The sequence below is a fragment of the Micromonospora salmantinae genome (assembly GCF_022230905.1).
In the GTDB taxonomy this organism is placed as follows: Bacteria; Actinomycetota; Actinomycetes; order Mycobacteriales; family Micromonosporaceae; genus Micromonospora; species Micromonospora salmantinae.
Genome location: NZ_JAKKFG010000004.1, coordinates 670,859 through 694,053, shown reverse-complemented (window position 1 = coordinate 694,053; position 23,195 = coordinate 670,859). Strand labels below are relative to the sequence as shown.

8 protein-coding genes are annotated in these 23,195 nt (G+C 70.8%); 1 reads left to right on the top strand and 7 read right to left on the bottom strand.

Annotated elements, in window-relative coordinates; genetic code table 11:
* The 7 genes from PSH03_RS05340 to PSH03_RS05310 all read right to left on the bottom strand — a co-directional run.
* Nucleotides 1-6,753: SpvB/TcaC N-terminal domain-containing protein (locus tag PSH03_RS05340; protein WP_308194350.1), on the bottom strand; the 6,753-nt coding region annotated here is incomplete at its 3' end.
* Between the two features lie 9 nt (nucleotides 6,754-6,762).
* Nucleotides 6,763-16,137: a Tc toxin subunit A-related protein gene (locus tag PSH03_RS05335; protein ID WP_238688431.1), complete on the bottom strand. Its 9,375-nt coding sequence runs from the start codon at nucleotides 16,135-16,137 to the stop codon at nucleotides 6,763-6,765.
* A gap of 236 nt (nucleotides 16,138-16,373) precedes the next feature.
* Nucleotides 16,374-17,492 carry a transporter substrate-binding domain-containing protein gene (locus PSH03_RS05330; protein WP_238688430.1) on the bottom strand — a complete coding sequence of 373 codons (1,119 nt, stop codon included), beginning with the start codon at nucleotides 17,490-17,492 and terminating at the stop codon, nucleotides 16,374-16,376.
* 559 nt (nucleotides 17,493-18,051) lie between these two features.
* On the bottom strand, nucleotides 18,052-18,279 hold the full coding sequence (locus PSH03_RS05325) for a ferredoxin (RefSeq protein ID WP_210780523.1): 228 nt from the start codon (nucleotides 18,277-18,279) through the stop codon (nucleotides 18,052-18,054).
* Nucleotides 18,276-18,950 (bottom strand): cytochrome P450, encoded by a 675-nt coding sequence (locus PSH03_RS05320; RefSeq protein WP_238688429.1) that lies wholly within the window; start codon nucleotides 18,948-18,950, stop codon nucleotides 18,276-18,278. Before PSH03_RS05320 ends, PSH03_RS05325 begins: the two co-directional genes overlap by 4 nt.
* A 79-nt stretch (nucleotides 18,951-19,029) precedes the next feature.
* Nucleotides 19,030-19,503 (bottom strand): cytochrome P450 family protein, encoded by a 474-nt coding sequence (locus PSH03_RS05315; protein WP_238688428.1) that lies wholly within the window; start codon nucleotides 19,501-19,503, stop codon nucleotides 19,030-19,032.
* 222 nt (nucleotides 19,504-19,725) lie between these two features.
* The gene (locus PSH03_RS05310; protein WP_238688427.1) at nucleotides 19,726-20,274 is read right to left on the bottom strand and encodes a hypothetical protein; all 549 of its coding nucleotides are present in this window, start codon (nucleotides 20,272-20,274) and stop codon (nucleotides 19,726-19,728) included.
* A gap of 527 nt (nucleotides 20,275-20,801) precedes the next feature.
* Between PSH03_RS05310 and PSH03_RS05305 the strand changes: the two genes are divergently transcribed.
* The gene (locus tag PSH03_RS05305) at nucleotides 20,802-23,072 is read left to right on the top strand and encodes a glycoside hydrolase family 44 protein (RefSeq protein WP_210780526.1); all 2,271 of its coding nucleotides are present in this window, start codon (nucleotides 20,802-20,804) and stop codon (nucleotides 23,070-23,072) included.
* Nucleotides 23,073-23,195: the final 123 nt, after the last annotated feature.

Here is a 23,195-nt window from a genome sequence, read left to right as displayed (position 1 = left end):
GGCGGGCGGCGCGGCCGGCGGCGGTTCGGGTGGCGGGGCCGGCGCGGGTGGCGGCGGCTCGGCCGGTGGCGGCTCCGGTGGCGGCGGAGGCGGCGCCGGTTTCGGCTTCGGCGGTGCCGGAGGCGGCAGTACGGCGTGCAGCACCCAGGTGCCGCCCGGGTGCTCGGACCAGTTGCCTCCCTCCAGGTTGAGGGTGACGTTGGCCTGGTAGTAGATGACCGAGTTCTTGTTGTTGATCCGTGGGTCGAGGGTCGCGCCGTGGCTGCTGAGATAGCGCCGGAAGTCCTCCACCGTGGGGTTCTCGGACCCGGTGAAGTGGGATTCCGTGATGGAGATGTCGTGGGTTTCCGGACCCTTGACAGTGGTCGGCTTGAACCCGGACGGGTCGACCATTCCCACCGGATTGTTGCGGCAGTACCGGAACAGGTTGCCCCCGTCGGCGAAGCCGCCCGGGTCGCTGCTCGCCCACCTGCCCAGCCACGGCACGTAGTACCGAGCCCCGGCGTAGCAGAAGCCCGTCTCGTCGTCCACCTCGTGCCCGCCGAAGCGGTACCGCTTCAGGCTGAGGTCGGCACCCGGCCGGCCGTACCGGTACGCGGTAGTTCCGTACGGGTGGTACTCCTCGTAGGAGATGAGCACCCCGGCCGCGTCGGTCTCCAGCGTGGCCGAGCCGAGGTGGTTGGTGAGCTGGTAACGGACCAGCGGAACGCCGAGCGGGTTGGCCGGGTCGAAGCCGCCGACGTCGACGGTCTTGACGTCCACCTGGGCGACCGGGCCGGTGTCGTCAGCGATCGTGGTGGTCCACCGTTCGTGCTGGAGGACGCCGGTGACCCGGTTGCGCCTCCGGAACACGGTGACCGCACCCAGGAAGATCCATTCAAGTTGGACGCTGCCCGGCCGGTCCACGACCTTGCGCAGCCGCTGCCCGCTCGCGGCGTAGACGAACCGGGCTTCGCCGCCGCCGCCGAGGTCGACCCGGCGGAGCTGGTCGTGGACGTTCCACTCCAGGGCCGGCAGGTGCGGCATGACGGTCAGGTTGCCGACGGCGTCGTGCGCGTACAGGGCCGAGTAGGGGCCGCCGTCGGCGTCGCCGGGCAGGCTCGTGGCGGCCAGCCGGTTCGTGGCGTCGGCCGGGTCGTCCTGGTACGCGTACCGGTGGTGCCGGGTCCAGCCGGCGCCAACCCCGGCCTGCGTCCGGAACCGGTGCCGGAGCACTGTGAGGTTGCCCAGCGGGTCGTACTCGTACTCCTCGGTGTAGGCACGTACCGCGCCGGCATCGGTGGGGCTTCCGGCCGGCGGCACGTCGATCTGGTCGCGGATCGCGTCGTTCGGCGCCCCGGCCAGCTCCCGCCCACTCGCCCGGACCAACTGGTAGAGCGGGTCGTACGCGTAGTCGCTGGCGGCCGGCACCGCCGCGTTGCCGAAGAAGGTGGGCGCGCCCGGTTCGGCCACCCGGGTGAGGTTGCCCACCGGGTCGTAGGTGTAGCGCAGGTCGCGAACCCCGGCGGTGAGCAGACGTTCCAACCGGAACGTCATCGGGTCGTAGAAGTACTCGGTGACCAGCCCGTTGCCGTGCCGGGCGAACCGCCGCCGACCCAGCGCGTCGTAGTCCTGCTCGGACAGGAACTCCACCTCCGCGCCCTGGCCGCGCAGCCGTGCGGTGAGCCGGCCCAGCATGCCGCCCTCGAGGTAGGTCGGTCGTAGCTCGGTGGCGTCGGGCAGGGTGACCACTGTCGGGCGGTTCACCGCGTCGTACTCGGCGGCGGTGCCGAAGACCTCGCTCTCCAGCAGTGGCGCCGCGGCGGTCAGCAGCGCGGCGTGGTCGGGCGCGGCGGCCACCGGCGACCAGTCCGGGCCGTCGACGTGATCGGTGGCGAGTCTCCGTTCGGCGCGGCGCGGGTTGCCCTTGAAGTCCACCTCGGGCACCCGCACCTGCCCCGCCGGGTCGAACACCAGGTACGGCACGCCGTGCAGGCCCAGCGTCGCCGCGTCCGGATGCCGGTCGCCGAAGACCACGTACTGCACGCAGCGCTCCGGCCCGGCGGACTCGCTGACGTACAGGCCGACGGGCCGGTGCAGGGCGTCGTACGTGGTGCGGAAGGTCCGGCCGTGTTCGTCCCAGATCCGGCGCACCCCGCCGAGCACATCCTGGAACACCCACCGCTCGCCCTTCTCCGCGCTCCACGATCGCACTCCCGCGCCGTGCATGGCGGTGGCCGCGTTGGCGATGTGCCGGCCCAGCGCGTCGTACCCGTCCGAGGACCGTCCGGTGAGGTCTCCCCTGGTGCGTACGCCGAACCGCTGGCCGGCCCCCCGGTCGGCCACCGTGTAGACGGCCCGGCCGAGGCTGTCGAAGTGGATCACGGAGGGTGTGTCGGCGTGCGTGGCGGCGAGCCACGCGGCGCGGCTGGCCGGGTCGGCCGGTTCCGGATCGGAGACGGCGGGGCTGCCCCGCTCGGCGTACCACTGGCTGTCGAGCACCGTGTCGTTGGCGTCGAACAACCGGTGCGACCAGGCCGTCGACTCGACCCGGCTGAGGGTGCCGTCCGGATACCGGGTGAGCACGGCCCGGCCCAGCGGGTCGTAGTAGCGAATCGCGGTGGCACCGATCTCACGCAGCGCCGCCGCGTCCTCGTACTCGTGGGTGGTACTGAAGTAGGGCTGGTACCGCTTCACCGGGTTGCCCTTGTTGTTGACCACCGTGCGGCCGGTGCCGACCCAGCGCGGGTCGGCGTCCACCTCGACGGCGACCCCGTCCTCCCCCACCTCCAGGGCCCTGCCCGGATGCACCCGCGACTTGGTGATCGCCACACCACCGGTGCCGGTGCTGTACTCGTAGCTCTCCAGCCAGCGCGGGTTGGTCGGGCCGTGCCGTTCCCGGTGCCGGCCCCGGCTGTACGCGGGCTGGCCGTTGACCACCCAGTTGAACGGGTCGTAGGTGAACGTCAACGTCGGATCGTCGAGCGTGTCACCGTCCCCGGCGCCGGGCCGGCCGAGTAGCGCCGAGGCCACCACCCGGCCCAACTCGTCGTAGCGCACCGCGCGGCGCTGCCCGTTCGGGTCGGTGACGAGGCTCGGGCCGAGCACCAGGTAGTTGTTGACAGCGGTGGTGACCGACCAGGCCGCCTGGTCGATGGTCACCCGCTCGGTGAGCAGGTGGTAGCCGTCGAAGGTGACGGCCGTCGCCATGCCCAGCGCGTCCCGGGCCCCGTTGGACAGGTAGAAGTGCGCGGCGGGATCGGTCGGATAGCGCAGCTCGCCGGACGGAATCCACCAGTCCGGGCCGCCGTCGAGGTGCACGTAACCGGCGGCAGCCAGGTCCGCGTCGGTCACCGCAGTGCCGTAGCCGGCGGCCAGCGCGGCCGGGGTGAAGGCGAGTTGGTACGTCTGGTGCCCCAGCCCCAGGCTGTCCCACTGCCCGGCCGGCAACGGCGTCAGCGCGTTGTCCCGGAACCGCACCTGTGACCGGGACAGCAACCGCCGCTGCGCGCTGACCTCGTCGGCCACCACCTCGTACCCGATCGGGGTGGCCGCGGCGAACCCGGCGAGCAGTTCGGCGCGGGTGAACAGCGGACCGGCCGGGGCCAGCCCGGTCAGTTCGTGCCCGAGGGCCTCGTACGCGGAGCGGATCCGGTACGCCGGCACCGGCAGCGTCTCGTCGATGTCCGGGGTGTACCACTGCTCGCCGTAGGTGACGTGACGGCGTCGCTGTTCGGCGGTCACCTCGGCGGGCAGCTCCGGGTCTGGCGTGGTGCGGCCGTAGACCACCGCGGCGGCCTGGACGACGCTGCCGTACGGGCCGAGGACCAGGTTGAGCCGGTGGCTGATCCGGGGCTCGTCCGGCTGCCGGTCGTAGGAGAGGCTGACCGCCTCCCGCTCGACGGCGACGAACACCCGCGCGTCCAGCCGTTGCACCTGGTACGTCTGCTCGACCACCCCGTACGGGTGCTCCTGCGAGGCACTGCCGTCGTACGAGTACACCTCCTGCCGAAGCGGCAGGCCGCGCAACGCCCGCCGGCTCTCCCGCAGCTCGGTGGCGGAGATTCCGGCCGGCAGCTCCGCGGTGGGCAGGTGCCGGCCGGCGTACCACTCGGCGGACAGGTCGGCCGGGGCGCCGGTGTGATACCAGGTCTTCGTGGTGACCGGTGGCTGGAACAGCTCGGGCGAGGTGTCCTGGTTCCCGTCGACCGCCTCGACGCCCAACACGTGGTCCACGAACGACTCGCCGTCGATCTGCTCGACCATGCCGAAGCCGGCGAACTCCCGCTCGACGCCGTCGTAGTGCCCATGGTGGTAGCGGTAGCCGGTGACCAGCCGGGTCCCGGTGATCCGGTCCACCTGTTCCACCCGCTCGACGACCTGCACCGGGAACGGCAGCCCGGTCACCCACGGCTGACCGGCTCGCCGGTCGGCCAGCTGGAAGGCGGTGGAAGCGGCGTAGCTGATGGTGGTCTCGCCGCCCAGGTTGTTCACCACCCGGGTGAGTAGGTGCGGCTTGCCGTCGGCGGCCAGATTCAGGTAGCGCACCGGGCCGGCGGCGTCGCCGGGCAGCGGCGACGACCACACCAGGCAGCCGGTGCCCGTGCCCAGCAGGTCGGTCACCGTCACCGTCGAATCGGGCGTGACATGCGGCAGGTCGGGCAGCTCGGCGGGGGCCGACCAGCCGTTGCCGGACTGGTTGTACCAGAGCCGGATCTCGCGCCGGCCCAGGTAGCACAGGTCCATCACGCCGGTGCCGTCCACGTCGGTGAGGAGCACCCGGGCCGGGTCGAACTCGTCCAGCCCGGTGAACCACGGCGCGTCGTCCATCTCGACCTTGGCGCCGAATCGTCCGTAACCGACGTTGGGCCAGTAGCAGACGGAACCGTCGCGGACCCGGACCAGGTCGGTGAGCCCGTCGCCGGACATGTCGGCGAGGAAGATGCTCTGCCGGTCGTCGGAGCGCAGCAGCCGCGGCCCACGGTCCTCGTCCACGGGCCAGAGCGCGGGTCGCGCCGGGCCGTACCCCGCCTCGGCCAGCGACTCGTGCCAGGCCAGCACGGTGTCACCGGCGATCAGCAGGTCGGCCCGGCCGTCCCCGGTGAGGTCCAGCAGCAGCAGGTCGGGGCTGGCCCAGTCGACGGCGGGCAGCTCGGTGAACGGCTGGAAGCCGGACCAGCCGGCGTCGTCGGTGCGGCTGACGAAACCCGCCGGTACGGTGCCGAGCTGGACCAGTTCGATCCGCCCGTCACCGTTCACGTCGACCAGTTGCTGGCGTCCGCCGGCCAGGTCGGTCAGCGACGGAACTGTGGGTAGCGCGGCGACCGGGCCGATCCGGCCGGCGCCGAGGTTCGGCCGGTAGTAGAGGGCACCCTCGTGCCCGGTCAGCACCCCGGCGAGTCCTTCCCCGTCCAGGTCCACCCACAACTCGGTCCGTCCGTCGACGCCGGCTGGCAGGTTCTCCAGGCTGCCGCGCTCGAGTTCCCGGGTGGTCGCCGCGATGGTGGCCGGTGTGTATTCGAAGGTCACCGGGGGCAGTGCGGCGCTGGTGTGCCCGCCGCCGGCGGCCGGGGCGTAGCCGCGCTGGGTCACCTCGACCAGGGTGGACAGCACCGGCCCGCTGGCGTACTCCAGCTCCACCGCCCGGACCAGGCAGTTCGCGCCCACCTCCGGCTCGTCAGGGAAGTGGTGGAACATCAGGATCCGGCGGCACAGCCGGTAGGTGCGGACCTCGAATCCCGCGCGGTAGGTGGAGAAGGGGTCCGGCCGGCAGGTCCACTCCCCGGCGTCAGCAGGTAGCGGGGTGTCCGGGTGGTGCTCGCCGTAGTCGAGCACCACCTCGAACACCCAGCCGGCGTCGGCGATCTGGGCCGGCGTCAGGTCCACCGGGCGTCGGCCGTCGGGGTCGAGCAGAGGCACCGTGTTGCCGTACCGCACCGACTTGAGGTAGCGGTTGACGCTCCGGTCGGTGCGGTGCCGTTCGTGCGGCCGGTCCAGGTCCAGGCCGGCGGCGTCCTCGGCCTTGTAGGTGTAGGTGACCGCGTTGCCCCGATCGTCGCGGGTCTCGCAGAGCAGCCAGGTGTGTACCCGCCCGCCCAGGCCGATGCGGGAGCCGCCGTCGCGGCCGTACACGGCCAGCAGGTTCGACCCGGACAGGGTGCGCCAGTGCACGTCACCGTCGGAGTCCCGGGTCCACCGCTCGATGCGGGCGAACGCCCCCTCGGTCCGTGGCCGGAACCGCTGCACAGTGTGACCGGCGACCGGAGTGCCGCCGGGCACCGGGACCAGGTCGTCCTCCCCGGACAGCAGGAAGGTGTCGGTGTCGTCGTAGCGGGGCAGGCCGCGGTCGGTGCGCCGGCTGATGGCCGGCACGGGCAGCTGCCAGCCCAGGCCGAACGGGCCGTTCCCGGCGCCCGAGTCGTAGCTGAGTGTCAGGTCGGGTTGGAACCCGGACCGGCCGCCGCTGACCGGGATGGGCACGGACATGCCGCCGGTCCCGGTGACCGGGTGGGCGGCGAACGTCTCGCCGATGGCCCGGATCGCGCCGCCGCCGGTGGGCAGGCTGATCGCCGGTCCGCCGAGTCCCGGCCCGGTCGCGCCCCGACCGGCCGGCGGCGGCCCGGCGCCGGCCGCGTCGGTCGGCGGCCCGCCCGGTCCGAATGCGCCACCCGCTCCGCCGGGAGCACCGGCGCCGGTCGGGTCGGCGGAGCCGCGCCACCGGGAGCCGGGCCCCGGCCCCCACGATCCGCCGCCGACCGGGTAGCTGGTCGTCACCGCGCCCCCTCAGCCGTCGAGCCGGTAGTGCAGCAGGACGACCAGGTCGGTCAGGCCGTCCGGGTCGGCCGCCAGCGTGACCGGGGTGCCGAGAACCAGCGGATCGGACTGACCCACGCATTGCCGCAGGTCGGCGTCCCGGTTCAACGTCACCGGGTCAGCGGCCACCGTGAGGTCGTACGTCCCGGGATCACCGTCCACCCGGGCGTACCAGGTCACCTGGTCCACCACCGGCTGGTGGTCGCGGGCGAGGTACGGCAGGTGCTCCGGCCCGACGGTCAGCGCGGTGCTCTGCTGCTGGGTGAGCTGCCACCACTCGTCCGGGAAGTGGTGGCGCAGGCTGTATGCCTGGTACAGCCCCGTCCGACCGGCGTCGACAAGCATCTCGTTGAGCGCCTCCCGCAGGGAGTCCTCGACCAGGCCGCGCAGCGTCGAGCCGCCGTCGCGGGCCGTGTACCGCAGGTGCAGGATGATGTCGCTGATGCTGTCGTAGTCGAATTGGCGAACTGCCGTCGGCAGTTCCAGGCGCCAGGTGCCGATCGCGCCCTTGCCCTCGAACGGCAGGTAGCGGTCGTCGGCGAAGTTCAGCTCGAACATGCCGCTGTCGCTGAGGCCGCTGCTGGTCGCGATCGACTCGATCCCTCCCACGTTGTACGCGAACCGCTCGTCGCCGGGCACCTCGGTGTACTTGTCCTTGGCGCTGGTGGCGCCCTGCCGGGCCGCGGTGTCGGTCCGGTACCGGTTGCCGATCAGGGAGAGCTTCGCGGTGACCGGGGTGTAGGGGCCGGCCACGCACGGGATGGACAGGCTGACAGTGCGGAGCCGGCGGAAGTAGTGCCCGGGGTGGTCCAGGTCGAACAGCGCCTCCGGCACGTTGACCACGCAACTGCCGGTGGCCCGCAGCTCGATCAACGCCGCCGGGTCGAGCTGTGCGAGCGAAACATGCCGGGTCAGCTCGCGTTCGCGGCTGTGCCGGTCGAGGTAGGCCACCTCCATCCGCTTCAGGTCGTGGCGCAGCGCGTCCGCAACGGTCAGCCCCTTGCGCAGGCTGTCCCAGTAGCCGGGTTGCAGGAACGTGGCCTCGCTGCCCAGCTCGTGGGCGAAGCACCGCTCGGCCTTCTTCGCCACGTCGAAGGCGAGCTGGTACGCCCCGAAGTAGACGGAGCTGGCTCGGCTCACCATCCACTGGTACAGCTCGGTGTTCGTGTACTTGCCGCGCAGGTACTCCTCGGTGGCCCGGGCGTTGTCGGCTTCCCGGTCGTGCGCCGCCAGCTCGTCGGTGAGCATGGCCACGTGCAGCCGCCCGGTGAGGAGCTGCTGGTCGAGCTGGGTCAGTTCGAGACCGGCCAGCGCCGCCTGGTGTTCCCAGTCGTCCATCCGGCGGCGGTAGCCGCCCTGGTTGGCGGCCATCCCGGCGGCCTTGTCCAGGGCCCGGGCGATCGCCTCCAGGGTCATCACCGCCGAGTCGGCGGCGGCACCGGCCTTGTCCCCGCCGAGGGTGAGGGTCACGGTGGGTGAGCCACCGAAGCCGGCGCCGCCGGCGGTGAAGTTGGGTATCAGCTTCAGCCCGCCGGAGAGGATGTAGCCCACCGCGATCGCGGTCTCGCCGAGCAGCGACACCCCGGACAAAGCGGTGGCGGTGATCTCCCAGGCGTTCATGTACGGCCGGCCGGCGTAGTAGCGTTGCCGCTCCTCCACCACCTTGCGACTCAGTTCCAGCGCCGCGACGTTGCCCTCGGCCTCCGCGATGGTGGCGACCTTCACCGCCCGTACCGCGTCGAGCAGGGCGATCTCCTGGCCGGCGCGCAGCCGGGCGAGTTGCTCGGCGTCCCGCTTCTCCATTGCCGCGAGCAGCCCGCCGCCCAGCTCACCGACGTACCCGACGAGTTCGGTGGCCTTCTGGGCCAGCACCCGGAACCGGTAGTTCGGCAGCGGTGCGCCGAGCCCGGCCAGGAACGACGAGACGGACATGCCGGCGGCGGCGGCCCGGACCAGCGCCCCCGGGTCGATCGGCGGCGAGAACAGGGCGAGCATGCTCTCCACGCCGTCGATGTTCTGGCAGTTGCGGATCTTGAACAGCCGATCGGCGATCAGGTCCCACAGCCGGAGCATCTCCTCGTTGGGTGGGACGCAGAAGTACAGCGCCGAGTAGCTCAGCGGGCTGGGCAGTTCCGCCCCGCCGTGCGGCAGCAGGTCCAGGTCGGGGATCAGGTTCTCCAGGTCCAACAGCGCGTTGCCGAACAGGTCCACCTTGGCCTGGAGCTGGTTGACGGTGGCCGGCGCCGGGCTGACCAGCGGCGGCACCACGCTCGGCTTCGGCCCGAGCAGTTTGTCGGCCAGGATGTAGAGCTGGGTGGCCTGGGTGACGGACTCCCGGGTGAACTGCCGGAACAACTGGTCACCCCAGTCGACCAGGTTCTTGATGTAGCTGACCACCACGGCGAGCTGATAGGCGACCGGCCGGCTGCGGGCCACCACGTGCGGGTTGAACGGCTTCGCCCGCCACTGCTCCACAGCGAACTTCAGGTCGGTGATGCTGGCCCCCGACGGGTCGGCTGCGATCGCCGTGAGAATGTCGCCGATCCGCTGGTTGAGCAGCTCGGGCACTCCGGTCTGGAAGAACGGCTTGGTGACCCAGTACTTCTGCGGGGCGGAGGCGCCGTCGGCGGTGCCGACCGGGTTGAAGATGTGGTGGAACCAGTTGCGCGCCTCGGCGAACCGCTGGTCCCGGTTGAGCCGCAGCGCGATGTCGAACGGGAGGTGGTAGAACAGCTCCCAGTTGTAGCCCGCGTACGCGCCGTCGGCGGCGAAGTCCAGGTCCTCCACCGGGTACGGCGACACCACCACCGGCGCCGGCTGGTAGGTGGCAGCGAAGTCGAAGCCCGTGTTGGTGAGCTGGGTGGTCCGACTCAGCATCGCCGGCACGCCCGAGCGGTAGACAGTGGCCCGCAGGAAACACAGCAGCGGGTGGTAGAAGTTCGCGAACCTCACCCCGTACGACAGGGTGCCGTAGACCTCGAACTCGGCGACCAGCCGGTGGTACTCGGCGTCCTCGGTCATCGCCTGCACGGCGGCCGCGAGGTCGTGCGCCGGGTCCTCGGCGTATCGACGCAGGTACTCGGTGAGCAGCGCCAACACGTCGCGGGCGAACTCGTCCACGTCGCTGTACGTCTTCTCGATCCGATCCGCCGGGTCCTCGGCACGCCGGTCGTAGAAGCCCGGGATGATCACGTAACCACGGTCGTAGTCGCCGTAGAAGTACGGCATCAGGGTGCCCAGTGGCAGCACCGGCCGGCGGTCGTGGGTGCCTCGGACGCTCTGCGCCAGCCCCAGCAGCATGACGATCCAGTCGAGCAACGACATCTGCATCGGGTACGTCACCCGGAACCGGCCGGGCGTCTGCGCCACCAGCGTCTGGAACGCGCCCATCAGCGGGGTGCTGATCGCCAGGTCGTTCTGTGTCCGGGAGACCAGTTCGGTGAAGCGTTCGGCCAGCAGCTCGGTGTCCTTGAACACCGGCGACAGCAGCAGGTTGCCGGAGCCGCCGCCCGGCACCGGCTCCGGATAGCCTCGGCAGCCGGTCAACGCGAACGAGCCGACGAACTCGGTGCCGGTGAGCACGCTGATCGCCTGGCCGGCCGCGCCGGCCGCGTACGCGAAGCAGGTGAACTCGTCCGCCGCCGGAAGGTCCTCCCGGTAGCCGCTGGCCGGGTAGTACAGCGCGTCCTTGGAGATCTTCTTCGGCTGCCAGCGGTCCTGCGTCCGCTCGCCGATGGCCAGCTGGATCCGCCACCGTCGGCGCGGCCGCTCCGTCTCCGTGCCGCCCGGCGGAATGCCGTCCGGGTCCGGAATCTGTGAGGTCTGCGCCGTGTCCGTCTCCTGCGTGAAGACCGGCCAGGCCAGTGTGAGCCGGCTGTTGCGGTCGAAGGCGAGCAGGTGGTCGCCAGCGATGTCCAGCGGCACCCGCCGCCACGGCGTCCAGTACCGCTCCCGCTCGAACTGCCGGTGGTAGTACACCGTCGGGTCGCCGCCCCGGGTGCGGGCGAACACGTGCATGAGATGCCTGTCGTGCTGGTAGTAGCAGGCCATCACGTCCAGGTGCGCCAGGTCGTCCAGCTTCTCCAGGTACGTGATGGTGGCGTTCTCCACCGCCAGGTCGGTCAGCTCGTCCTGCTGCAACTGGTCGTCGAGTTCGGTGAACAGCTCCGACTTGTCGTCCCGCAACTCCGGCAGGATCCAGTTCTCCGGATACAGGAAGATCTTCCGGTTGGCCTCCCACACCCGGTAGTTGGCCATCCAGTTCCACTGGTCCCAACCCGGATCCTCGGTGACCGCCGCGACGCTGTCCGGCTCCAGGCCCAGCAGGCAGCGCTGCACGAACAACTGAACGGTGGCGTGCGCCTGCACGATGCGCGACGTCGCCATGCAGGCGCCCATCTCGACATCGATGAGGAAGTGGTCGTACAGGTCGTTGGTGTCGCGCAGCCCAGGGTTCTCGGCCAACAGGTACGCCACCAGCGCGTCCCGCTTGGCCACCCGCAGCCGGTCCTGCGCCCCTTGGAGCACCCCGAACCACTCGGCCTCGGCGTAGCGCGCCTTCAGGGCCTGCCGCATGGTGGCCGCCCCCGCCGCCGTGGTGACTGGCTGGCCCAGCGGCACCGCCGCCGCCACCGGCAGGCCCAGCCGGCGCAGCAGGGTGAGCGCGTGGACCAACCGCTGGATCGTCGCCGGCGACCGGTACGCGGTGAGGTCCATCGCCGACAGTTCGAGGTGGGTGTCCAGGTCGGCCAGCACCGCGGCGTCCCAGCCACCGAGCTGCGCCAGATGGGTGTGGACCTGCGTGGCGGTGGTGCCGGCCGCCCGGACCAGGTCGAACAGCCCGGACACCGTCCACGGCGCGGCCGCGTCCAACGGGTTCGCCACCGGCGGGTAGGTGCGGGCCAGCTCGACCCCGGCGGCCAACCGGATCCAGTCGGCCAACGGGGCCGGCGGGCGGCCGGTCTGGTAGGGCACCTGGTCCGGGGCCAGCCAGCCGAGCGACCCGGCGTTCGTCAGCAGCCAGCCGAGGTCCGAATCGGGCACCGTCAGGTGGTCGACGAGCCGGCTCAGCACGTGCAGCAGGCGCAGCGCGCGGTACTGCTCGTCGAACCCGGCCGGGGTGACCGCCGGCGGCGCCGGTGGCTCGTTCACCAGGTCCACCAGCGCGTCGTCGGTGAGCACCGCGAGCAGCGGCCGGGTCAGCTCCGCGCCGGCCAGCACGGTGGCGGCGGCGTCCGGCGAGAACCCGAAGGTGTCGGCCACCGCCGCCACCGCCAGCTCCTGCTTGGTACGGGTGTACGCCGAGCTGGACAGGGCCGTGGTGATGGCCAGCAGCAGCGTGGTCTGCTGGGCCTCGGTGGGGCTGGCCACGATCGCCGCTGTTATCGGTGTGGTGTCCACCAGGGCGGCGAGCTTCGCGTCGACGAACTGCGCCGGGGTGGTCACCGCGTCGGTCCAACCACCGTCCACGATCGACGCGAAGCCGGCCAGGTCCGCCTCGGTCATCCCGGGCACGGTGGCCAGCAGGGCACGCATACCCGGCAGGTTCTCCTCGGGGGGCGCCGCCGGGTCGACAGCGGGTCGGGTCGCCGCGTACCCGCTCTGGTAGCCGGCCTGCAACCCGGTGAGCACCGCGGTCAGCGTCTCGTCCGGCAGGTCCCGCGCGGCCAGGTCGTCGGCAACGTGTCGGAGCAGGTACCGCAGATCCGCCGGGCGGATGCCGGTGCCGGCCCGGGCGGCGTCGAACCGCTCGACGAAGGCCAGCGCGGTGGCCGGTGCGGTGAGCGGATCCGACCCGATCAGATCCTTCATGATCAGGTATTCGGTGGCGGTGAGCCCGAGCGCCCGGGCCAGCATCGTCCCGGCGTACACCGCGTGCAGGCCGACGTTGCTGACGATCGCCGGGGCCGGAAGGTCGGCCACCAGCAGCGCGGTGTCCGCCGTCGTTGCCCCCAGGCACGTCGCCAGGTACGCCTCGTGCGCCGACAGCGGAGCGCCCGAGCCGGGTGTGGTCAGCTCCGCCTGCTCGTTGGCGAGCACGTTGGCCGGTTCGAACGCTTCGACGACCGGGCCGTTCGCGGTGTTGCGGAACACCTCGGCGTACCGCGACCCGTCCAGCGGGGCGAACAGGTCGACCACCTCGGGCAACGGCAGCCCGAGCCGCGCCGCGAGCCGGTGCAGCGCCGCCACCGCGACCAGGAGGTCGTCGTCCAGGGCGCCACCGCCCAGCGCGTCGGCTCGGATCGCCCGGTCCAGCAACGGCGGCGTCCAACCGGTGCAGGCGGGCGCGCGCAGCAGGCGCAGGAACCGGTGCATCCGGTCCAGGCGCGCGTCGGTGAGCTGCTGGATCCGCTTTGCGCTGAGGTCGGAGCCGGTGTCCAGGTGCTTGACGAACATGGCGTTCCCGGGATTGACCCAGGCCAGCGAAAGCAGCTCGGTCAACTCCCGATAGTCCAGGCGCGCCCGAGCGAGGAAGTTGTCCACCCGGGCGATGCCGCCCAGAGCGCCGAGCGGCGCGGTGTTCCAGATGTCGTCCTGAGCGGCCGGGTCGGCGGTGACCACCAACTGTCGCTGCGCGTCGCTGATCCCCAGTTCCTCCGCCGCGATGGCCTCGTCGCTCGGGCCCGCCGACCGGCGCAGCGCCCGCATCACGTCGGCCCGGGCGATGTCGAACTGGGCGAAGTAGCTGCGGGTCTCCTCGTGGGCCAGGTCGAACGGCAGGGCGAACGCGTACCGGCTGCCCGCCAGCAGGGTGTAGGCGGCGGCATTCACGTACTGCGGCGCGGCCGCCAACTCCAGCGCGGTGCCGGTGGTCTGGCGCAATCGGCGCACGAGCCACCCGCCGGCCCCGTCCGGGGTCGCCTTGGCCACCACGCCGATGTCCCGTACCACGCGGGCCCCGGCCAGGTCCGGCTCGTACACGAGGGAACGGTCGGTGAACGGCCATCCCTGGCCCTGCAACAGGCTCAGCAGCCCGGCCGACGGCGCCTCCACCGGATCGACGCCGCCGCTCAGCGGGCCCCCGAACGCCAGGCCCGCGTCCGGCGCCACCGCCTCCTCCAGCAGCTCGCACACCAGATCCAGGTAGGGCAGCGGAAGGTCGGTGTTCTCGCAGCTCAGATCCAGGTCACCGAGGTCCGGCCGGCGACCGTACAGGACGTCCCGGGCAACCTTGGTGGCCGGACCCGGTGTATCGGCGTCGGTCACCAGCCGGTTGCCGAGGAACTGAAGGACGTCCACCAGGTACGCGGCGGCGCTGTGCACGCTGCGGCACGGCTCGCAGTAGCTGGAGTCGGCGAGCTGGAACAGGCTGCTCAGGTTGGGAAAGTCGGCGCTGACAGGGGTGAGGTCCGGGGCCGCCGAGCCGCCCAGGGCCCGGACCGGCAGCGCCCGCGCCGCGCTCTGGAGTTCCCCGGCCAGCAGCCCGCTCGCCACGTGCACGTCCACAGCCCGGCGATACACCGACCGGGCCTGCTCGTCGGTGAACCGGCCGGTGTCCACGGCGGTGGCCACGAACCGCGTCTCGCCGAGGGCGTGGATCCGGGCCGCCGACGGCACTTCGGCCGCCAGCAACGCCGTCGTCTGCCGATAGGTCGGCGCCAGCTTGAAGATCCGCTGCGCGGCCTTGAGCGCCGGCCGCCCGGTCCGCAGCCGCTCCGGGTGGTCCCGCAGCAGCCGCTCCACGTTGCCGGTCGCTAGGTCGAAGTCCGGATTCGCGGTGAGCAGTTCGAGCACCACGTCCCGATGCCCACCGAAGGCGCGCTCGGCGGCGCTGGCCCGCTCGTCGTCGCCGGGCTGTTCGTTCTTGCCGGGCTGTTCGTCGGGGTCAGCCCGTCGACCGGGGTCGGGCCGATCGCCGCTGCCGTCGGACCGTTCGGCTGCGGCGCCCGCGTCGCGTTCGAGCTGGGCGGTGAAGGCCGTGGTGGGATAGCGTCTCTCCAACTTGCGAGCCAGCGCGCCGGCGTGCAGGTCGATCAACTCCGGCCGGACCGGTTGACCGGCGACCCGGACATCCGTGGCGCTGTCCCCCAACACCCGCCGCCAGTCCGCCGGTGCCAGCCGGGCCAGCCGGCGTACGTCGGCCGCCCCCTCGATCCCCTCGCGGTCGCGGACCCGGTCGACAATCGTCTCGTCGTAGCCCAGCACCTCGGCCAGCACGCTCGCCGCGCCGGCCGCTTCGGCGGCCGACCGGTCGGGGAATGCCGCCGCGTCGGCCAGCCGGGCGATCAGCCCGGGCAGGTCACCGGCGGCGTCAGCGGCAAGGAGACTCTGGACACGCTCGTGCGCGCCGTCGGCGAGGAACCGTTCCACCCGCCCGTACAACACCTTCGGTCGTTCCTGCGCGACGTACTCCTTGGCCTCCGGCCGTACCCGGGCCAGCATGTCGAGGATCCGGTCCAGCTCGCCGAGCAGGTCCTCGGGAACGAACCGATGGCGCACGGCGTCGGCGACGGCGTTCCGGACCAGGTGCTCGTCGAGCAGGGCGATGTCGTAGTACAGCGGCCGCAGCTCGGTGTTCAGATCGACGTCGAACCGGGCGAGCGCGGCGCCGGTGCGGCTCGTGGTCAACAGCGTCCGCTCGGCGAACAGCGCGTAACCGAACACCGCCGGCAGCTTGTAGGACGCGGCCAGTTTCTGCGCCACACCGAAGTGCGCCAGCGCCGTCGCGGGCAGTCCGGTCTCGGCGGCCAGGAACGTCACGTCCTCGGCCTCGTCGTCCTGCCGCAGCTCGTACAGCGGGATCTGGCCGAGCAACGGGACGATCGTGGCGAGGATCCGCTCGTACTCACTGCGTTCCCGGTCCCCGCCACCGGACAGATCCACTGTGAGCACGGCCAGCTCGGGGGCGTTGAACAGCACCGCGCTCAGCGGCGGGTCGGACAGGAGACGATCACCAGCGGACACCCGGACGAACAGGTCGGCGGACTGCTTCTCGGACCGGGTGAACCGTTCCCGCGAATAGTCGACGCGATACAGCCCGTCGTCTCCGGTGGTCGCCTCGCCGAGCTGCTCGGCGTGCCGCAGGTCCCGGTCGAACGCGCCGACCGTCAAAGCGTTCGCCGGCTGCCCATCGACCCAACGCACCCGACCCACCACGACGAACCGGGACGGCGGCTCGGCCAGCACCATCTGCACCGCGTCGCGGGTCGCCCCGTCCACCGTGCCGGTCACCGGCAACCCGTGCGCCCGTTGGAACTCGGCCACCCCACGCCGGGTGGTCGGCCCGTACCGGGCGTCGACCAGTTCGTCGGTGGCGATGTCGGCGGGCATCCGCAGCAGCGCTGTGTGCAGCCGCCGGACGTCGTCGCTGGGGCGGTGCCGGCGCGAGCCCATCGGGGTGGTCATGAGCATCTCCGATCGCCCGGCAGCCGGCGACGGCGGCTGTCTGACGCCGGTGCGACCGGGGGCTACCTGGCATCCTGCGGATCAGAGGAGCACACAGCATCGCAGTGTCCAAGATCCGCCTTGCCGTCTGGCTGAACGGCAGCGGGCACTGCCGGTACGGCCGGTGGCGAAGCAGGGTCTTTCCGGGACAGCACCCTCACCCTCACGGCGCAGATCGCGGGACGGTGAGGGCGGTGCTACCGGTCCAGCCACGGCGCTGCCGGTTGGCAGGGGTCGACGGCTTGCGGTGGTGGTGACTCGGACAGGCCGAGGGTTCCGAGGGTGGTGTCGAAATTGGCTTGCCAGCCGTACTCCAGGAAGTCGGTGATCACCTTGCTGAGTTCGCCGCACAGCCGTGGCATGTTGTTCGGTATGCCGATGGCGTACTTCTCCGATCCGTACCCCAGCGGGATCGGTGGACTCACGCCAACCGCTCGGGCGTATCCGGCGATGACCGAACGGTCGCCCGACACGGCATCGATCTCCCCGCTCTTGTATCTGTTGATGCACTCGGCGATGGAGTCGGCCGGCACCGGATTCCAGTTGATCTGATCCAGTCTCCTGAAGGTGGTCGAGCCCTTGATGGCACACACCTTGCCACGGGGGATCGCCGCGATGGTCTTGGCATCGCTCCGGCTGAGGAAGCCCTGGGTGTCGACGAAGTAGGGTCCGGCGAAGTCGATCACCTCGGCTCGTTCCGGTGTCATCGAGAAATTGGAGATCACGAGTTTGACGGGTTCCTGGAGCGGGCTCCGGTCAGTGGCACGCCACTTCCCGTGTAACGCGTTGATCCGGTTGTCCAGGGTGCCCAGGTCCACCCACTTCAGGTGGGCGTCCGCGAAGTGCGACTGGATCTCGTTGGCCAGTGCGACATCGAACCCGGTCCCGCCGTCCTTGTCGGTGTGCCAGCCCTCGTACTCGAACGCGTTGTAACCGATCCGGACCTCGCCCGACATGTAGTCGAACGGATCGGGCTCCCGTTGGAACCACCAGAACGCGGCGCTGAGGACGAGGGTGCCCGCGGTGAAGTAGACAGCGCCCTTCATCCTCCACGACTTGCCACCCGGTTTGCGGAGGGCGGGAGTCTTGAATGCGCCCCGGTCGACCAGGATCGTCACCACGATCGCCGCGATGTTGATCGGCACACTGATGATGGCCGCGGCGTTCGCACCCCACGCTTCTTTTTGAAACAACAACACGCAGATTCCGACCGAGGCCAAGGCGACGGGCAGTAGCCAGAAAATTTGCCTGCTGATCGAATGGCGCAAGGGGGCGGGTTCGGTCGAGGTACTGTTCGCCGTTGTCGTTTGGGTCATGATGATCATCCTCGTGCCGCTGGTGCACTGCCTGGTCAGGTGGCCACGACATGTCGGTGCCCCCGTACGCCGACCTCATGACGAATGAAACTCGTGTATGTCTTTTATTGGAACGTGTCGCTCATTGACAATCCGCGGTACGGCGAGTGAATTTTCGCATGACCGGAGCTTGATGAACGAGGCCAGCCGTCCCCGGAATAGGTCCGATAGACGACTGATCCTGATCGAAGTTTGTTCCAACTCCCGGCAGAAGTCCGTCGACCGGTGTCTCGTTTAGTGCCTTCGCCACACTGGCCGCCGCGAGATACGCAAACCGCTTCTGACTGCCCTCTTTCCAAGTCAGTGATTGAGCGGGCCGTCGAGCACCGCCCGGAGGAGATTGCGGCACCAGTCGACCAGACGGCGGCGAAGCCCTGGTCGGCGAAGGCGAACCGGATCGGAGTGCTGGCGCAAGCCGTCAGCAGAGCCGCCGCGGCAGAGCGACCGTCTCGTCGCTGATCTGCCGAAACTTCCGCACCTGCCCAGCTCGTGGGCGCAGACGGCCGGGCTCGATCTCGGGTCAATCCTGCGGTGCGATCAGCCGGTCGTCGGTGGTGTCGTGGACCGTGATCGCCTCGACCGGGCACGAGTCGGCGGCGTCGAGGATGACGTCGGCCGGGGCGACGACGTCGGCCAGCGGCGCGGACTGGCCGCCGACCAGGCGGAAGTGCTCGGGCGCGGTACCGGCGCAGATGCTCGTGCCGATGCACCGGCTCGAGTCCACCCCGATCCGCCAGGCGGTACTCACCAGGCCACCGGCATGCCGAGCAGACCCCGCACCAACATGCCCCGCTTCCACTCCAGCTCGGCTGCCGGTACGGCGAGCCGCAATCCGGGCAGGCGGGTCACGAGGGTGGCGACGGCGACCTGCAACTCCATGCGGGCCAACTGCGCGCCGACGCAGTGGTGTACGCCGTGCCCGAAGCCCAGGTGCGGGTTCTGCTCGCGATCGAGATCCAGCCGGTCCGGGTCGGCGAAGACCGTACCGTCCCGGTTCGCCGATGACAGTGAGCCGAGAACCGGCTCACCTGCCCGGACCAGAACACCGCCGACCTCGACGTCCTCCTTGGCGTACCGGGCGAAGGAGGAGCCGACGCCGAGCGGCACGTACCGCAGCAGTTCCTCGACCGCGGCCGGCACCAGCGACGGATCGGCCCGCAGCCGAGCGAGCTGGTCCGGATTCTGCAGCAGCACGTAGACGAAGTTGGGGATCTGGGTCACCGTGGTCTCGTGGCCGGCCGCGAGCAGCCCTCCGGCCAGCTCCACCAGCTCGGTCTCGCTGAGCCGATCCTGATTCTCGTCGCGGGCCCGCACCAACGCGCCGAGCAGGTCGTCGATCCCCGGCTCGCGGCGGCGCTCGGCGACCAGATCACCGATGTAGCCCCAGAGATTGTTCAGGTACTCCTGGATCGTTTCCATGGGCAGGGAAGTGGTCGAGACGATCGCCTCGGACCAGATGTGGAAGCGGTCGCGGTCGGCGTACGGGACCCCGAGCAGCTCAGATCACCTGGATCGGCAGCGGCGTGGCGACGTGCTCCACCAGGTCGGCCGGAGAACCGAGCCGGATCATGTCGTCGACCAGCGCGTCGGCGATCTCCTGGGTTCGGGGTCGCAGCGCCTCTACCCGACGTGCCGTGAACGCCTTCGCCACCAGCCGGCGCAGCCGAGTGTGATCGGGCGGGTCCAGGGTCAGCATGCCGCTGTACTGCTGGCGTGGGGTGAGCCTGGGCTCGTCGCGCTGGACGGCCGGGGCGCGGCCGAACCGCACGTCGCCGAGGACCGTACGGACGTCCTCGTACCGGGTGGCGAGCCACGCCTCCTCGCCGTAGGGGAGCTTCACCCGGGTCATCGGCTCGTTCTCGCGCAGCTCGCCGTAGGTCGGATCGACGACGAGGCGGTCGGGCACACTGAACGGGTACGACCGGGCCGGCGGAACGGTTCGACTCTCGGTGGTCTGCGCGCTCTCCGTCATCCGGGTCCCCTTCGTCGAGACGGCGTGATCCTCAGGCCGGTTCGTCCGGCGCCGGACTGCCAGCGTCCAGGACGCGCGGACAGCACACATCAACGCTCAGTAGTCTGTCGATGTCGGATCGTAGCGGGAGGCATCGATGATCGCCATGGAGGCCGGTCCGCCGCCGGGGTGCGGCAGCAAAGCCGCCCCCCGGCAGGGACATTCATCGGGACTGGCCCCGGATCAGCAGCCGAGCCGCTTGCTCGAAAGGGCGATGTCGTCGATCCAGAGATCAAACTCGCCCGGTGTCGTGCCGCCCTGGTAAAGCTGCCAGCCGATCTTCACCGTGTCGACCGTCGGGAGGACGAAGGGAACATCGTTGCCACCGTGGTCGCTCGTGGAGGCGGTCAGCTCCGGGTTCGCCACGCCATCGATCCACACCGCGACGCGGTTGTCCGCCGCGTCGATCTTCCACTCGAAGCATTGCCAGGTGTCCTCGACGACCGGGGCGGACTCCCGCCAGTTGGTCCAGTCGCCGGTCGGACCGCCGTCGGCGCCAACCCCCCAGAAGGTTCCGGGAACCGTTGGCGCGTACTGCCCACCGATCGGACGGACGACCTCCGCGCTGCCGGTGCCGGTCGCTTCCACCAGCGTGAAGTGCGCCCAGTCCGGGGCCGTGGGGAAGGCGTCGACGCGCAGGCGCATGCGGCCGTAGAAGCGGTTGCCCGGCGCGGCGAAGTCGTCGACGCGCAGGAAGGCGCGTCCGTTGTCGACGGTGTGGACGTGCAGCACCTGGTTGCCACGACGGGCACGTTCGACGGTGAGCGTGCCGTTCCGGGTGTCGACGCCCCAGTTCACCGTGCTGGGCCCCCCGGGAGGCAGTCGCTCGAAGTCCTCACAGAAAAGCAGGCCACGCGGGCACGAGGGCGGGGAGGCCCCCGCTGCGCCGGCCGGAACGCTGCCGACTGCGGCGCCGAGGATCAGGGCGGCGCTGAACACCGCGAGAAATCTGCGCACTGTCATCCTCCAAGACGGCTGGTTCCCGCCACAGGGGCCGGGCCAGCAGGAACTTTCCGGCCGTGCGACGCTGAGATGCTCCCGCTCGCACCGTTGCGGCGCGGTTGCCTCCGCACTGCGGCGATCCGGGCTGTTCCGGCACCACCGCATCAGGCACAACCACATTGACGGGCGTCATTATATGTGACGCTTGCATTCGGTCGGCCAGCAGTGGACCACCCTGCGGCGTTGACTCGGAGCCAGGAAAGCGCAACGCTGTGGAAGCGCTCCCATCGTCGAGCTCCTCTGCGAAAGGAATGCTCGTGCGTCCCACCACAGCTCTACTTCCGGTCGTGCTCGCCACGGCCCTCGGCGGTCTGGCCCTGCCGGAGCCCGCCCTGGCCGCGGCCGGCCCGGCGCTGGCCGTGGACACCACTGCCGCCCGGCACCAGATCAGCCCGTACGTCTACGGCATGAACTTCGCCGACCAGGCTCTCGCCCGCGACCTGCGGCTGCCGGTGCACCGCTACGGCGGCAACGCCACCACCCGCTACAACTTCCGAGCCGACACCACCAACCGCGCGTCGGACTGGTACTTCGAGAACATCCCCAACGACAACCCGAGTCCGGCCGACCTTCCGGAGGGCTCGGAGACCGACCGGTTCGTGCAGGAGAACAAGGCCAACGGCGCCGCCACTGTCATGACACTGCCTCTGCTCGGCTGGATCGCCAAGGACCGGTCGCGGGCGTGTGGCTTCAGTGTCGCCAAGTACGGCCCACAGCAGTCCACCGACCAGTGGGCACCGGACTGCGGCAACGGCATAAAGCCGGACGGGTCACCTGTCACCGGCAACGATCCGGAGGACACCAGCGTCGCCGTGGGTCCGGAGTACGCCACAGACTTCGTCAACCACCTCAAGGGGCAGTTCGGCGCCGCCGCCGACGGCGGGGTCCAGTTCTACAACCTGGACAACGAGCCGGACCTGTGGCACTCCACCCACCGCGACGTCCGCCCGGCCGGGCTGGGCTACGACGAGCTACGCGACCGCACCTACGAGTACGCCGCCGCGATCAAGGCTGCCGACCCCGGCGCGAAGACGCTCGGTCCCGTCGGCTGGGGCCTGAACTCGATCCTCTATTCGGGCCTCGACCAGGACACCTGCTCGCGCACCGGCTGCTGGTCGAACCCGCCGGACAAGGCCGCGCACGGCGGCCAGGACCTCGGCCCGTGGTACCTGGACCGGATGCGCGAGTACGAGCAGCAGCACGGCACACGCATCCTCGACTACTTCGACGTCCACCTCTACCCGCAGCAGTCCGGCGTACTGGGCGAAGCGGCCGGCGACGCCGACACCCAGGCGCTGCGACTGCGCTCGACCCGCCAACTCTGGGACCCGACCTACGTGGACGAGAGCTGGATCAACAGTCCGGTCCGGTACATCCCGCGCCTACGCGAGCTGGTCGACCAGCACTACCCGGGCACGAAGGTCGCGATGACCGAGTACAACTGGGGCGGCCACGGGTCGCTCAACGGCGCGCTCGCCCAGGCTGACGTCCTCGGCATCTTCGGCCGCGAAGGGCTCGACCTGGCCACCCTCTGGACCGCACCCGAGGCCGACCAGCCGGTGGCCAACGCCTTCCGCGTCTACCGCAACTACGACGGCAAGGGCGGCGCGTTCGGCGAGACCTCCGTCCAGGCGACCAGCGCCGACCAGGGCAAACTGGCCGTGTACGCCGCCGAGCGGAGCGCCGACAAGGCCCTCACAGTGGTCGTCATCAACAAGACCGGCGACGACCTCACCAGCCCGGTCGCCCTCACCGGCGCCTCCGCCAGCACCGCTCAGGTCTACCGTTACAGCGGAGCGGACCTCGCCGGCGTCGTGCGGGAGGCAGACCAGCCGGTGACCACCGGCGGCCTCACTGCCACCTTCCCGGCCAACTCGATCACCCACCTGGTGCTGCCGCGCGACACCACGCCCGGCGACACCCAGGCGCCGACCGCCCCGGGCAAGCCGACCGCCGGCACGATCACCGGCGACAGCATCTCGCTGGCCTGGACGCCGTCCACCGACGACACCGCCGTCACCGGCTACGACGTGCACCGGGTCGACACCGCCGGGACCGTGAAGGTGGGCAACGCCACCGGCACCACGTACACCGTGACCGGGCTGACACCGGACACCCCGTACACCTTCGTGGTGACCGCCCGCGACGCGGCGGGCAACGTCTCGGCGGCCTCCCCCGGCCTGACCGTACGGACCGCGCCCACCGCCCCGACCGTCCGCTGCACGGTCGGCTACACGGCGAACAGTTGGCCGGGCGGCTTCACCGCGACCGTGACGATCAAGAACACCGGCACCACCGCGATCGACGGCTGGAAACTCGCCTTCGACTTCCCCACCACCGGCCAGAAGGTCGGCCAGGGCTGGTCGGCCACCTGGAAACAGAACGGAACGAGCGTCACCGCCGACAGCATGAGTTGGAACGGCAGACTCGCCTCCGGCGCGTCCACCAGCACTGGCTTCAACGGCACGTGGAGCGGCACCAATCCGGCGCCAACCGCCTTCAACCTCAACGGTCAACGCTGCGGGTGAGCTGAGAACCCTCCACTCCGTATCGGAGCGAGGGGCCGGGGCGCAGCGGCACCCCGGCCCCCCTCGCTCGCGCGCCTACAGCGCCGCCGTGGTCGTCCGCCAAGCCGATGCCGCCTACCGGCT

Coding starts and splice junctions, on each gene's coding strand:
- PSH03_RS05320 (WP_238688429.1), bottom strand. CDS start 18,950: ATGGAAACGATCCAGGAGTACCTGAACAATCTCTGGGGCTACATCGGT.
- PSH03_RS05315 (WP_238688428.1), bottom strand. CDS start 19,503: ATGACGGAGAGCGCGCAGACCACCGAGAGTCGAACCGTTCCGCCGGCC.
- PSH03_RS05335 (WP_238688431.1), bottom strand. CDS start 16,137: ATGACCACCCCGATGGGCTCGCGCCGGCACCGCCCCAGCGACGACGTC.
- PSH03_RS05330 (WP_238688430.1), bottom strand. CDS start 17,492: ATGACCCAAACGACAACGGCGAACAGTACCTCGACCGAACCCGCCCCC.